Origin of the sequence: Streptomyces sp. NPDC060194, assembly GCF_042728285.1 — a bacterium.
GTDB lineage: Bacteria > Actinomycetota > Actinomycetes > Streptomycetales > Streptomycetaceae > Streptomyces.
On sequence record NZ_JBHWZH010000052.1, the window covers coordinates 1 to 13,192 of the forward strand.

The following is a 13,192-nucleotide window of genomic DNA, read 5'->3' on the forward strand; positions in this document are numbered from 1 at the left end:
GGGCGTCGCCCCGGGGCCCTTCACCTCTGTCCGCCTCAGCGGTGGTACAGCGCCTCGATCTCGTCGGCGTAGTCCTTCGCGACGACGTTGCGCTTGAGCTTCAGGGACGGGGTCAGGTGCCCCGAGTCCTCGGAGAACTGCGCGGTGAGGACGCGGAACTTGCGGACCGACTCCGCCTTGGAGACCGCCGCGTTGCCGTCGTCGACCGCCTTCTGGACCGCCGCGAGGAGGTCCGCGTCGTCGCGCAGGGTCACGGCCGTCGCGTCCGTCTTGCCGTTCTCCGCGGCCCACCGCCCGAGGAACTCCTCGTCGAGGGTGACGAGCGCGGCGACGAACGGCCGCCCGTCGCCGACGACCATGCACTCCGCGACCAGCGCGTGCGCCCGAATCCGGTCCTCGATGACCGCGGGGGCCACGTTCTTGCCGCCCGCGGTGACGATGATCTCCTTCTTGCGGCCGGTGATCGCGAGGTAGCCGTCCTCGTCGAGCGTGCCGATGTCGCCGGTGTGGAACCAGCCGTCGGCCAGCGCCTCCTCGGTCGCGCCCTCGTTGCCCCAGTACCCGGCGAACAGGTGCTCGCCGTGCAGCAGCACCTCGCCGTCGTCGGCGATCCGCACCACGGAGCCGGGCAGCGGCTGGCCGACCGTGCCGATCTTCTGCCGGTCGTGCGGGTTGAACGCGGTGGCCGCACAGGTCTCGGTCAGGCCGTAGCCCTCCAGGACGGTGAAGCCGATGCCGCGGAAGAAGTGCCCGAGCCGCTCGCCCAGCGGCGCGCCGCCGGAGATCGCGTGCTCGCCGCGCCCGCCGAGGACGGCCTGCAGCTTGCTGTAGACGAGCTTGTCGAACACCTTGTGCTTGAGCTTGAGCCCCAGCGACGGGCCGCCCGGCAGGTCGAGCGCCCGGCTGTAGGCGATCGCGGTGTCGGCCGCCTTGTCGAAGATCCTGCCCTTGCCGTCGGCCTGCGCCTTGGCCCGCGCGGAGTTGTAGACCTTCTCGAAGACCCGCGGCACGCCGAGGATCAGCGTCGGCCGGAAGGACGCCAGCTCGTCGGTGAGGTTCTTGATGTCCGAGACGTGCCCGAGCCTGATCGGCGCCATCAGCGCGGCGACCTGCACCAGGCGGCCGAAGACGTGCGCGACCGGAAGGAACAGCAGCACCGAGCACTCCCCGGTGCGGAACAGCGGCGCGAGCCGCGCGACGACGTTGCCGCACTCGGCGAAGAAGCTGCGGTGGGTGAGCACGCAGCCCTTGGGGCGGCCGGTGGTGCCCGAGGTGTAGACGATCGTGGCCGGGTCGTCGGCCTTCGCCAGCGCGCTGCGCTCGTCGACCGCCGAGTCGGGCAGCTCCGCGCCCTCGGCCCGCAGCCGGTCGAGGCCGCCGTCGTCGATCCGCCAGACGTCGGCGAGCGCGGGCAGTCCCTTGCGGACCGACTCCACCGTCGCCGCGTGCGCGTCCGTCTCGACGACCACGCCGACGGCGCCGGAGTCGCTGAGGATCCACGCGATCTGCTCGGCCGAGCTGGTCTCGTACACCGGGACGGTGACCGCGCCGGCGCTCCAGATCGCGAAGTCGACGAGGGTCCACTCGTAGCGGGTGCGGGAGACCAGGCCGACCCGGTCACCGGGGCGGACGCCGGCGGCGATCAGGCCCTTGGCGACGGACCGGACGTCGGCGAGGAACGCGGTCGCGGTGACGTCCTGCCAGACGCCGTCGACCTTCCGGCCGATGACGGCGACGTCCGGGTGCTGCGCGGCGTTGCGGCGGACGATGTCGGTCAGATTGCCGTCCGCGGGGACCTCGTACAGGGCCGGAAGGCTGAACTCGCGCAAGACTGCTGCTCCTCATAGGGCGCCGGCGCCACGACGGTGTGTGAGTGCGACGGTGCGGTCCAAGATCGGGCAGGTGCGCGATGTCTTCCGATGGCGACATCGAGCACGACTGGACTGCCCGGACGTTACCCATCGGTACCGGCTGTCCGGTAGGGGGTCCGACCAGATGTTCTATGCGTCACACCATAAGTGCGGCGCTGCTCGGGACGGTAATCCATCGGCGGCCCGACCAGGAGGTAATCGCAGGTCCGGGGCGATCCGTCCGACTCCGTACCGGCGCCGCCGCGAACCGTCCTATCGTGATCGTCATGCGAGTCCATGTGGTGAGTGACGTGCACGGCAACGCCCGCGACCTCCGGCGGGCCGGCGACGGCGCCGACGCGCTGGTCTGCCTCGGTGACCTGGTGCTCTTCCTGGACTACGCCGACCACTCGCGCGGCATCTTCCCCGACCTGTTCGGCGAGGAGAACGCCGACCGGCTGGTCGAGCTGCGCACCGCCCGCCGCTTCGAGGAGGCCCGGGAGTTCGGCGCGCGGCTGTGGGCGGGCCTGGACCGCAGGGCGGCGGTCGAGGCGGGCGTGCGCAAGCAGTACGCCGAACTCTTCGCCGCGTTCCCCACCCCGACGTACGCCACCTACGGCAACGTCGACATGCCCGAGCTCTGGCCCGAGTTCACCCGCCCCGGCACCACCGTCCTGGACGGCGAGCGGGTCGAGATCGGCGGCCGGGTCTTCGGCTTCGTCGGCGGCGGCCTGCGCACCCCGATGCGCACCCCGTACGAGATCGGCGACGAGGAGTACGCGGCGAAGGTCGAGGCGCTCGGCGAGGTCGACGTGCTGTGCTCGCACATCCCGCCGGACGTCCCCGAGCTCCTCTACGACACCGTCGCCCGCCGCTTCGAGCGCGGCAGCCGGGCGCTCCTGGAGGCGATCCGGCGGACCCGGCCCCGGTACTCGCTCTTCGGCCACGTCCACCAGCCGCTCGCCGGGCGGATGCGGATCGGGGCGACCGAGTGCGTCAACGTCGGCCACTTCGCGGCCCGCGGGCGCCCCTGGGCACTGGAGTGGTGACCTGTGGGCACGCGATAGCCTGCACGCTGCACGTGACGCCCGCACGAGCAGCCCGGACCGCACTGGAGGAGCCACGGCGATGGCGGAGTACACCAGCTCGAGCATCACGATCGAGGCGGCCCCGGCCGACGTCATGGCGGTCATCGCCGACTTCGCCCGCTACCCCGAGTGGACCGGCGAGGTGAAGGAGGCCGAGGTGCTCGCCACCGACGCCCGCGGCCGCGCCGAGCAGGTCCGGCTGGTGATGGACGCCGGCGCGATCAAGGACGACCAGACCCTCGGCTACACCTGGACCGGCGAGCACGAGGTCAGCTGGACGCTGGTGAAGTCGCAGATGCTGCGGGAACTGGACGGGGCGTACCTCCTCAAGCCGGTCGGGACCGGCACCGAGGTCACCTACCAGCTCACCGTCGACGTCAAGATCCCGATGCTCGGCATGATCAAACGCAAGGCCGAGAAGGTCATCATCGACCGTGCCCTCGCCGGCCTGAAGAAGCGCGTCGAATCCGGCCCGACCGCTTGACCCGCCCACGCGGGGCGGACGGACACGACGCCCACGCCGAAGGCCGCCGGGTCGGCGGGGTCTCCGGCCGTGTGCGGACGCGGACCGTGCTCGTCACCGGGACCGGGGGCGGGGGGCGGACGACCGTCGCCGCCGCGACCGCCGTCGCCGGCGCGCGGCGGGGGGAGCGGGTGCTGCTGCTGACCACGGGGCCCGATCCGGTCGGGGAGGCCGTACCCGGGCTCGACGTGGCGCGGATCGACTCCGGTGAGGTGTTCCGGGGGCGGCTCCTCGCCCTGCAGGAGCGGGCGGGGGGCGTCCTGGAGACGCTCGGCGCCGAGCCGCTGGAGCCCGGGGAGCTGACGACGCTGCCGGGGGCGGCCGAGTTCGCGTTGCTGTCCGTGCCGGCGCGGGCCGGCGGGGCGCACGATCTGGTGGTCGTGGACATGCCGCCGCTGGCGGACACCGTCGCCGCCCTCGCGCTGCCCGAGCAGCTGCGCCGCTACCTGCGCCGGCTGCTGCCCCCCGAGCGGCAGGCCGCACGGGCGCTGCGCCCGCTGCTCGCCCAGCTCGCCGGGGTCCCGATGCCCGCCCAGGGGCTGTACCAGGCGGCGGCCCGCTGGGACGCCGAACTCGCGGCCGCCGAGGCCTTCGTCGCCGACGCCGACACCTCCGTACGGATCGTCCTGGAACCCGGTCCGGCGGCCACCGAGGCCCTGCGCACCGGCAGCGCCGCGCTCGCCCTGTACGGCCTGCGCCCCGACGCCGTGATCGCCAACCGGCTGCTGCCCACCGCCTCGCCCGACCCCTGGCTCTCCGCGCTCGCCGCCCAGCAGCAGGCGCACCTGAAGACGCTGCACACCACGACGGGCGACGACCGGATCGTCGAACTGCCCCACCTCGGGCACGACCCGCGCCCCGGCGCCGCGGACCTGGACCGGCTCGCCCACGAGGGCCCGCCGCCCCGGCCCGCCCTCGCCTGGCCCGTGGAGGACCGCCGGGCCGCCGAGGGCGTGCTGCTCTGGCGCATCCCGCTGCCCGCCGCCCGCCGCGAGGAGCTCGGCCTGGTCCGGCGGGGCGACGAGCTGGTCCTCGACGTCGCCGGCCACCGGCGGATCGTCCCCCTGCCGCCCGCCCTGCGCCGCTGCACGGTCTCCGGCGCCGCGCTCGCCGACGGCGAGCTGCGGATCCGCTGCACCCCCGACCCCGGCCTGTGGCCCCGCACGCCGTGACGCCGCGGCCCCGCACGCCGTGACGCCGTGAAGGCCTGAAGTCGCGGCGGACCGGTGAAGCCCCCAGGAGCGGTCCGGTAACGTCGTAGGCACGTCCCGGAGAGCCGCCGTCCGTGGAACCCGTGTCCCCGCCGCCGGGGACCTGTCGCAGGAGTCGCGTCATGAGCGAAGCAGCCGACCGCACCGAACAGCCCGACGCCGACGCCTGGGAGCAGGCCTGCGCCGAGGACCTCGCCGCGGAACAGGCCCGCCGGCGCGCCCAGTACGGCACCCCGCCCGGATCCGCCGCCGACGAGCTGCGCAAGCTCGCCGACGCCGTCGCCGACCGGCTCTCCTCCCTGCCGCTCCCGCTGCCCGGACTGACCGGTACGGCCGCCCAGGGCCTCGTCAGGGACTTCGTCACCCAGGCCCGCGCCGCCGTCGAACCGGTCATCGAGCGCAATCCGGACGTCTTCGACCAGCTCGCGGCCGCCGGCGGCGAACTCCTGGCCGCCTACCGGTCCGCGGTCAGCGGCCACGAGTCCCGCTGGACCGCCACGGACCCCGGCGCGGGCACCCGATTCCCGACCGACCCCGCCGCTCCGCGGAAGCCCGACGACGGGGACGACCCTTCAAAGAGTGAACGCATCGACCTCGATTGAGAGGTCCTCGGGTACGGTTGCCTTAAGCGGGGCTCGACCGAAAACTGAGGGATTCATGGGACTCACCATCGGCGTCGACATCGGCGGCACGAAGATCGCGGCCGGTGTGGTCGACGAAGAGGGAACGATCCTCGACACCAGCACGGTGCCGACGCCGTCGACCCCCGAAGGCGTCATCGACGCGATCGCGGACGCCGTCAAGACGGTCAGCGCCAAGCACACCGTCGAGGCGGTCGGCATCGGAGCGGCCGGCTACGTCGACGAGAAGCGCGCCACCGTCCTCTTCGCCCCGAACATCAACTGGCGGCACGAGGCACTGAAGGACAAGGTCGAACAGCGCGTCGGCCTGCCCGTCGTCGTCGAGAACGACGCCAACGCGGCGGCGTGGGGCGAGTACAAGTTCGGCGCCGGCAAGGGCCACGACGACGTCATCTGCATCACGCTCGGCACCGGCCTCGGCGGCGGCATCATCATCGGCAACAAGCTGCGCCGCGGCCGCTTCGGCGTGGCCGCCGAGTTCGGCCACATCCGGGTCGTCCCCGACGGCCTGCTCTGCGGCTGCGGCAGCCAGGGCTGCTGGGAGCAGTACGCGTCGGGCCGCGCGCTGGTGCGGTACGCGAAGCAGCGCGCCAACGCCACCCCGGAGAACGCCACGATCCTCCTCGGCCTCGGCGACGGCACCCCCGAGGGCATCGAGGGCAGGCACGTCAGCGAGGCCGCCCGCCAGGGCTGCCCCGTCGCGGTCGACTCCTTCCGGGAGCTGGCCCGGTGGGCCGGCTCGGGCCTGGCCGACCTGGCCTCGCTCTTCGACCCGTCGGCGTTCATCGTCGGCGGCGGCGTCTCGGACGAGGGCGAGCTGGTCCTCGACCCGATCCGCAAGTCCTTCCGGCGCTGGCTGATCGGCGGCGCCTGGCGGCCGCACGCCCAGGTCCTCGCCGCGCAGCTCGGCGGCAAGGCCGGTCTGGTCGGCGCGGCCGACCTGGCCCGCCAGGGCTGACACCCCGCGCACGGCACCGGCTGCCCGCCGCGTCCCCTTCGGGAGGCGGCGGGCAGCGGCCTATCGTGGGCCGCATGAGTGCGACGCCCGCGACGCCCCTGCCCGAGCAACTGCCCGCCTCCCGCACCGGCTCCGACGGTTCCGTGACCGTCCGGGTGCTCAGCTACAACATCCGCTCGATGCGCGACGACGAGGCCGCCCTCGCCCGGGTCATCGCCGCCTGCGCCCCCGACCTGGTGCTGGTCCAGGAGGCGCCGCGGTTCTTCCGCTGGCGCAAGCACCTGGCCCGCCTCGCCCACGCCAGCGGGCTCTACGTCCTGTCCGGTGGTGCGACCGCGGCCGGGCCCGCGCTGCTCTGCTCGCTGCGGGCCGCCGTCGAGCGCACCGAGGACGTGCTCCTGCCCCGCACCCCGGGCCTCCACCAGCGGGGCTTCGCCACCGCTGTGGTCCGGGTCGGCGGGGTCCGGATCGGGCTGGTGAGCTGCCACCTCTCGCTGCAGAAGGACGAGCGGTACGCGCAGTCAGCGCTGCTGCTCGACCAGGTGCGGCGGTTCGACGAGGCGGGCGTCAGGCACGTGATCGCGGGCGGCGACCTCAACGAGCGCCCCGACGGGCGCAGCTTCCGCCGGCTGTCCGGCGCGCTCCAGGACGCCTGGTGCGCCGGCCCGTGGGGCGGCGAGCAGACGTCCACCCCCGCCGACCCGCACCAGCGGATCGACGCGATCCTCACCACGCCGGGCATCGAGGTACTCGGCTGCGGCGTGCCGACGGGGCTGCCCGCGCATGATCTGCGCGCGGCGACGGACCACCTGCCGGTGCTCGCGGCGCTCCGCATCCCGGCGCCGGCCTGAGCCGCGAAGCCCCGCGCCGGACGCGGACCACGCCGTACCCGCCCCGCGCCGGGCCCGGCCGGTGTCGTCCCTGCCCCGCGTCGTCCCCGGCCTGCGCCGTCCCCGGCCTGCGTCGTCCCCGCCCTGCGCCGTACCCGGCCTGCGCCGGACGCGGACCACGCCGTACCCGCCCCGCGCCGGGCGCGGCCGGTGTCGTCCCTGCCCCGCGTCGTCCCCGGCCTGCGCCGTCCCCGGCCTGCGTCGTCCCCGCCCTGCGCCGTACCCGGCCTGCGCCGTACCGCCCCGCGCCGGGCCCCGCCGGTATCGTCCCCGCCCCGCGCCGTACCCGCCCCGCGTCGGGCGTCGCGCCGGAACGTCCCGCGCGCCGGACCGGGTCGCACGTCGGGCCGCGGCGGCTTCTTCCAGCGGCCCGCGGCCCTGCGGTTCAGACGACCGCGCCGCGGCCCGGGTCGTCGAAGCCGTCGTCGTCCTCGTCCGTCCGCATCCGGGCCACCAGCGTCGCGCAGCCGCCGAGGAAGCCGCCGATGCCGAGGGTGAGCAGCCACCAGTGCATGTACCAGCCGGACAGCACGGCGACCAGCAGCAGGAGCGGTCCGCCGACCGCGCCGAGCCAGGCGAACTTGGCCGTCGCGTCGGCCTCCGGGAGCGGCGGCGGCTCCGGCGGCACGAAGTGGCCCTCGTCGTCCGCGTCGAAGTCGTCCTCCGAGGACGCGGCGAGGGCGTGGTCGCGCGGGCCCACGCCCGGGGCGAAGGTGACCGAGCCGCCGAGCGGCCGGTCCGCGCCCGCGTCGGGGGCGGGCTTCGGGTCCGGCTTGGCCTCCGGGTCGGTCGCCGAGCCCCCCGCCCGCTCGTCCGCCTCCGGGACCGCGTTGGTGCCGGCCTCCAGGCGCGCGAGGTCCTCGACCGACTTGAACGGCTTCGCGCCCGGCGGGTCCGCCGGCTCCTCGCCGTAGCCGGCGACGATCGCGGCCCAGACCGCGTCCTCGTCGACCGGGACGTCCCGCTCCTCGGGCTCGCGACTGTCGTCGCGGTCCGCCGCCTCGTGCTCAGCCACCGATGGCCGTCCCTTCCGTTCCCACGCCGGGCGCGAGCCGGGCGACGAAGGCAAGGCTGTCCTCGAAGATCCGGTCCGCGTCATGGTCCAACGTCGCGACGTGGTAGCTGTGTTCCAGCACCACCTCGCGGACGTCGGTGGAGGAGACCCGGCTGAGGATGCGGGCGGAGTCCGCGGGCGGCACGACGTGGTCCTGCGGGCTGTGCAGGAGCAGCATCGGCTGGGTGACCTGCGGCAGCTCCGCGTCGACCAGCCGGAACAGGTTCCGCACCGAGTGCGCCGCGTGCAGCGGCACCCGGTCGTAGCCGACCTCCTCGACGCCCTCCTTGGCGATGTCGCTGCGCAGGCCCTTCGTCGTGCGGACCAGGTGCCGGGCGACGGGCAGGGCGTACGCGGACAGGCCGTGGACCTTGTTCGCCGGGTTGACGACGACGATGCCCCGGATCGCGTCCCCGTGCTTCGCGGCCAGCCGCAGGGTCAGCGCGCCGCCCATGGACAGGCCGAAGACGAAGACGGTGCTGCAGCGCTCGGTCAGCGCCCGCAGCTCGCGGTCGACCTCCGCGTACCAGTCCTGCCAGCCGGTCAGCGCCATGTCCTCCCAGCGCGTGCCGTGGCCCGGCAGCAGTGGGAGCGAGACGGTGAGCCCGTGCGCCGCGAGGTACTCCGCCCAGGGGCGCAGCGACTGGGGGCAGCCGGTGAAGCCGTGGCAGAGCAGGACGCCGACCTCGCCGCCTTCGTGGCGGTACGGCTCGGCTCCGGGGAGGACGGGCACCTTCGTTCTCCTGAGGGTGAGGACGCGCGGACGCGGACGCGGGGGAGTCGTCTCACCGTACGCGACGGCACCGGCACCGACCAGGCTTCGCGGAGGCGGGCGGGATAAGGTCGGCAGGACTTATCTCGAGGAAGGCAGTCCGTTGATCTACGGCGCAATGAAGGTGGCCATCGGCGGCCCGCTCAAGCTCGCGTTCCGCCCCTGGGTGGAGGGCCTGGAGAACATCCCCGCCACGGGACCGGCCATCCTCGCCAGCAACCACCTCTCGTTCTCGGACTCCTTCTTCTTCCCCGCCGTGCTCGACCGCAAGGTGACCTTCATCGCCAAGGCCGAGTACTTCACCTCGCCCGGCGTCAAGGGGAAGCTCACCGCGGCCTTCTTCAAGGGCGTCGGACAGCTCCCCGTGGACCGCTCCGGCGGCCGCGGCGCCGGTGAGGCGGCCATCAGGAGCGGTATCGACGTCATCGAGCGCGGCGAGCTGTTCGGCATCTACCCCGAGGGCACCCGCTCGCCCGACGGCCGCCTCTACCGCGGCAAGCCCGGCGGCCTCGCCCGGGTCGCGCTGGCCACCGGGGCGCCCGTCATCCCCGTCGCGATGATCGACACCGAGAAGATCCAGCCGCCCGGCAAGCTGCTGCCCAAGCTGATGCGCCCGGGCATCCGGATCGGCAAGCCGCTCGACTTCAGCCGCTACCAGGGCATGGAGGGCGACCGCTTCATCCTGCGCTCGGTGACCGACGAGGTCATGTACGAGATCATGAAGCTCTCCGGCCAGGAGTACGTCGACGTCTACGCCAGCGCGGCCAAGCGGCAGCTCGCCGAGGAGGCGAAGCGGCTGAGCGCGGAGCACAAGCAGGCGGAGAAGGAGGCCAGGCAGCTCGAGAAGGCGGAGAAGGCGGCCGAGAAGGACGCCGACGCCGAGCAGGCCGACGCCGGGACCGACCGGCGCCCGGCCGCCTGACGCGGCCGTCGCAACCGTCGCAGGGGGTGGGGGAATGATCCGGCGCGCACGCGTCGCGGTGGTCCGTATGTCGGTCGAGCAGCCGATGTGGAGCGCGCTGCGCGCCTACCGCGTGCTGTCGGCGGCCTACGCCGTCGGCCTGTTCCTGTCGGCGTACGACGAGATCCGGCACCCCTGGCCGGCGATCGGCTACCTCGCCGTCGTGGCCGTCTGGACCCTCGCCACCCTGCCCCGGCTCGCGAACGCGGCGAGCTGCTCCCGGCGCTTCCTGGCCGTGGACCTGACCCTCGCCCTCACCGGCATCCTGCTCACCCCGGTCGTCGACAGCGCGCCCGCGCGGATCGCCGCCGACGGCCCCACCCTGCCGTCCATCTGGACGGCCGGCGCCGTGCTCGCCTTCGCCGTCAAGGGCGGCTGGCGGTGGGCGGCACTCGCCTCCACGCTGGTGGCCGCCGCCAACCTGGTGCAGCGCGGACAGCTCTCGCAGGACACCCTGCACAACGTGCTCCTGGTGTGGATCGTCTCCATCGCCATCGGGTACGTCGTCCAGGTCGCCCGCGCCTCCGAGCGGACGCTGGCCCGCGCCCTGGAGATCGAGGCGGCGACGCGGGAGCGCGAGCGGCTGGCGCGGGACATCCACGACGGGGTGCTCCAGGTGCTCGCCATGGTGCAGCGGCGCGGGACCGCGCTCGGCGGCGAGGCCGCGGAGCTGGGGCGGATGGCGGGCGAGCAGGAGATCGCCCTGCGCACCCTGGTCGCCGGCGGGCTCGTCCCGCCGACCCGGCTCTCGGAGGACGCCGCGCAGGGGGCGGTCGTGCGGGCGGTCCCCGAGGAGAGCGGCGCGGCCGAGGACGAGGGCCCGCTCGACCTGCGCGCCCTGCTCGCGCCGCGCTCGGGCCCGACCGTCACCTTCTCCGCCCCCGGCACCCCCGTGCTCCTCGACCCCCCGGCCGCCCGGGAGCTGGCCGCCGCCGTCGGCGCGGCCCTGGACAACGTGCGCGGACACGTCGGCGCCGACGCCCGGGCCTGGATCCTGGTCGAGGACGAGCCGGACGCGGTGGTCGTCACGGTCCGCGACGAGGGCCCCGGCATCCCCGAGGGCCGGCTCGTCCAGGCCGAGGTCGAGGGCCGGCTCGGCGTCGCCCAGTCGATACGCGGCCGGCTGCGGGACCTCGGCGGCAGCGCCGAGATCCTCTCCGTGCCCGGCCAGGGCACCGAGGTCGAACTGAGGGTGCCGCGCCGACACGCGGCGAAGCAGCGCAAGCAGGAGGGGTCGATCCGATGACGGGACAGCGGGAACAGACGGAGCACCAGGGCCGGCCTGGACGGCCCGAGCGGCCGATCACGGTGATGGTGGTCGACGACCACCCCATGTGGCGGGACGCGGTCGCCCGCGACCTGGCCGAGGCCGGGTTCGACGTGGTCGCCACCGCCGGCGACGGCGAGCAGGCCGTCCGCCGGGCCCGGGCCGTCACCCCGGACGTCCTGGTGCTCGACCTCAACCTGCCGCTCCTGCCCGGGGTGCGGGTGTGCCAGGAGCTGGTCGGGGCCCACCCGGAGCTCCGGGTGCTCGTGCTGTCGGCGAGCGGCGAGCACGCGGACGTCCTGGAGGCGGTCAAGTCCGGTGCGACCGGCTACCTGCTGAAGTCGGCGAGCACCGCCGAGCTGATCGACGCCGTGCGCCGGACCGCCGACGGCGACCCCGTCTTCACCCCCGGCCTCGCGGGCCTGGTCCTCGGCGAGTACCGCCGCCTCGCCGCCGAGCCCGCGCAGCCGAGGGCGGCCGGGGGCCGCGAGGCCGCCCCGCAGCTCACCGACCGGGAGACCGAGGTGCTGCGGCTCGTCGCCAAGGGCCTGAGCTACAAGCAGATCGCCGAGCGGCTCGTGATCTCCCACCGCACGGTCCAGAACCACGTCCAGAACACCCTCGGCAAGCTCCAGCTCCACAACCGCGTCGAGCTGGTCCGCTACGCCATCGAGCGCGGCCTGGACGACGGGCACGCGTAACACCCGCACCCCGGACGCCCGCCGGCCCCGACCGCCCCACGCGCACCGTCAACTGAGCGCGCAGGTACGGGAATTGACCCTCCCAACCGTCCCGTCGTGAGCTGGGTCACCCGTAGCGTGGATCCCGGACGTGACAGGACACCGGGCGAAGGGACGTTTCCATGCGCGTGGGAGTACTGACCGGCGGCGGGGACTGCCCCGGGCTCAACGCCGTCATCCGAGCCGTCGTCCGCAAGGGCGAGCAGGAGTACGGCTACCGGTTCACCGGCTTCCGGGACGGCTGGCGCGGCGTCGTGGAGGACGACACCGTGCCGCTCGGCATCCCCCAGGTGCGCGGCATCCTGCCCCGCGGCGGGACCATCCTCGGCTCGTCCCGCACCAACCCGTTCAAGACCGAGGACGGACCCGCGCGGGTGGTCGGGACGATCGCCCGGCACGACGTCGAGGCGCTGGTCGTGATCGGCGGCGAGGACACCCTCGGCGTCGCCGCCCGGCTCTGGGAGGAGCACGGGGTGCCCTGCGTCGGCGTGCCCAAGACGATCGACAACGACCTGTCCGCCACCGACTACACCTTCGGCTTCGACACGGCCGTCGGCATCGCCACCGAGGCCATCGACCGGCTGCACACCACCGCCGAGTCGCACATGCGGGTCCTGGTGGTGGAGGTGATGGGCCGGCACGCCGGCTGGATCGCCCTGCACTCCGGCCTCGCGGGCGGCGCGAACGTCATCCTCATCCCCGAGCAGCGCTTCGACGTCGACCAGGTCTGCGCCTGGGTGACCTCCCGCTTCCGCGCCTCCTACGCCCCCATCGTCGTGGTCGCCGAGGGCGCGGTGCCCAAGGACGGCGAGGTGGTGCTCAAGGACGGCAGCCTGGACTCGTTCGGCCACGTGCGGCTGTCGGGGGTGGGGGAGTGGCTGGCGAAGGAGATCGAGGACCGCACCGGCAACGAGGCCCGCACCACCGTCCTCGGCCACATCCAGCGCGGCGGCACGCCCAGCGCCTTCGACCGCTGGCTCGCCACCCGCTTCGGGCTGCACGCCGTCGAGGCGGTCCGCGACGGCGCCTACGGCTCGATGGTCGCCCTGCGCGCCACCGACGTCGTCCGGGTCCCGATCGCCGACGCCGTCGCCGACCTGAAGACCGTCGACCCGGCGCTCTACGCGGAGGTGGGCGTGTTCTTCGGCTGAGGAGAGCTGAGGAGAGCCGCGGCGGGCTGGGGCGGGCGCTCCCGAGCGGCGGGAGCGCGCGCTGCGCCGTACTGTCGGTGACCAGT

13 protein-coding genes are annotated in these 13,192 nt (G+C 74.3%); 10 read left to right on the forward strand and 3 right to left on the reverse strand.

Going from position 1 to position 13,192, the window contains the following annotated elements; translation table 11 throughout:
- Positions 1-35: 35 nt before the first annotated feature.
- Positions 36-1,829, reverse strand: a complete 1,794-nt coding sequence (locus tag ACFWEG_RS14080; RefSeq protein WP_387213849.1) for an AMP-dependent synthetase/ligase — start codon at positions 1,827-1,829, stop codon at positions 36-38.
- 308 nt (positions 1,830-2,137) lie between these two features.
- On the opposite strand from ACFWEG_RS14080, the gene ACFWEG_RS14085 reads away from it, so the two are divergent.
- The 6 genes from ACFWEG_RS14085 to ACFWEG_RS14110 all read left to right on the forward strand — a co-directional run bounded on the left by ACFWEG_RS14085 (position 2,138) and on the right by ACFWEG_RS14110 (position 7,122).
- A complete protein-coding gene (locus ACFWEG_RS14085; RefSeq protein ID WP_387213852.1) occupies positions 2,138-2,899 on the forward strand; it encodes a metallophosphoesterase in 762 nt (253 codons plus the stop codon).
- Between the two features lie 79 nt (positions 2,900-2,978).
- The gene (locus ACFWEG_RS14090; RefSeq protein ID WP_387213855.1) at positions 2,979-3,422 is read left to right on the forward strand and encodes an SRPBCC family protein; all 444 of its coding nucleotides are present in this window, start codon (positions 2,979-2,981) and stop codon (positions 3,420-3,422) included.
- Between the two features lie 71 nt (positions 3,423-3,493).
- Entirely contained in the window at positions 3,494-4,633 is a 1,140-nt protein-coding gene (locus ACFWEG_RS14095; protein WP_387213963.1) for an ArsA family ATPase, read from the forward strand.
- A 161-nt stretch (positions 4,634-4,794) separates the two neighbouring features.
- Complete coding sequence (locus tag ACFWEG_RS14100) at positions 4,795-5,274, forward strand: DUF5304 domain-containing protein (RefSeq protein ID WP_387213858.1); 480 nt, start codon at positions 4,795-4,797, stop codon at positions 5,272-5,274.
- A 55-nt stretch (positions 5,275-5,329) separates the two neighbouring features.
- Positions 5,330-6,271, forward strand: a complete 942-nt coding sequence (locus ACFWEG_RS14105; protein WP_387213861.1) for an ROK family glucokinase — start codon at positions 5,330-5,332, stop codon at positions 6,269-6,271.
- A gap of 74 nt (positions 6,272-6,345) precedes the next feature.
- Positions 6,346-7,122, forward strand: a complete 777-nt coding sequence (locus ACFWEG_RS14110) for an endonuclease/exonuclease/phosphatase family protein (RefSeq protein ID WP_387213864.1) — start codon at positions 6,346-6,348, stop codon at positions 7,120-7,122.
- Positions 7,123-7,546: 424 nt separating this feature from the next.
- Here the strand turns inward: ACFWEG_RS14110 and ACFWEG_RS14115 are convergent, their stop codons facing one another.
- Positions 7,547-8,176 carry a hypothetical protein gene (locus ACFWEG_RS14115; RefSeq protein ID WP_387213867.1) on the reverse strand — a complete coding sequence of 210 codons (630 nt, stop codon included), beginning with the start codon at positions 8,174-8,176 and terminating at the stop codon, positions 7,547-7,549.
- Entirely contained in the window at positions 8,169-8,948 is a 780-nt protein-coding gene (locus tag ACFWEG_RS14120) for an alpha/beta hydrolase (protein WP_387213870.1), read from the reverse strand. Before ACFWEG_RS14120 ends, ACFWEG_RS14115 begins: the two co-directional genes overlap by 8 nt.
- A gap of 142 nt (positions 8,949-9,090) precedes the next feature.
- Here ACFWEG_RS14120 and ACFWEG_RS14125 point away from each other — a divergent pair, with 142 nt between their 5' ends.
- The 4 genes from ACFWEG_RS14125 (at position 9,091) to ACFWEG_RS14140 (ending at position 13,106) form a co-directional block, all read left to right on the forward strand.
- The gene (locus tag ACFWEG_RS14125) at positions 9,091-9,909 is read left to right on the forward strand and encodes a 1-acyl-sn-glycerol-3-phosphate acyltransferase (RefSeq protein ID WP_387213873.1); all 819 of its coding nucleotides are present in this window, start codon (positions 9,091-9,093) and stop codon (positions 9,907-9,909) included.
- 34 nt (positions 9,910-9,943) lie between these two features.
- Positions 9,944-11,194, forward strand: a complete 1,251-nt coding sequence (macS, locus tag ACFWEG_RS14130; RefSeq protein WP_387213876.1) for a MacS family sensor histidine kinase — start codon at positions 9,944-9,946, stop codon at positions 11,192-11,194.
- On the forward strand, positions 11,191-11,916 hold the full coding sequence (locus ACFWEG_RS14135) for a response regulator (protein ID WP_387213879.1): 726 nt from the start codon (positions 11,191-11,193) through the stop codon (positions 11,914-11,916). The genes macS and ACFWEG_RS14135 overlap by 4 nt, the downstream gene beginning before the upstream one ends.
- Before the next feature lie 161 nt (positions 11,917-12,077).
- Complete coding sequence (locus tag ACFWEG_RS14140) at positions 12,078-13,106, forward strand: 6-phosphofructokinase (RefSeq protein WP_387213882.1); 1,029 nt, start codon at positions 12,078-12,080, stop codon at positions 13,104-13,106.
- Positions 13,107-13,192 lie beyond the last annotated feature (86 nt).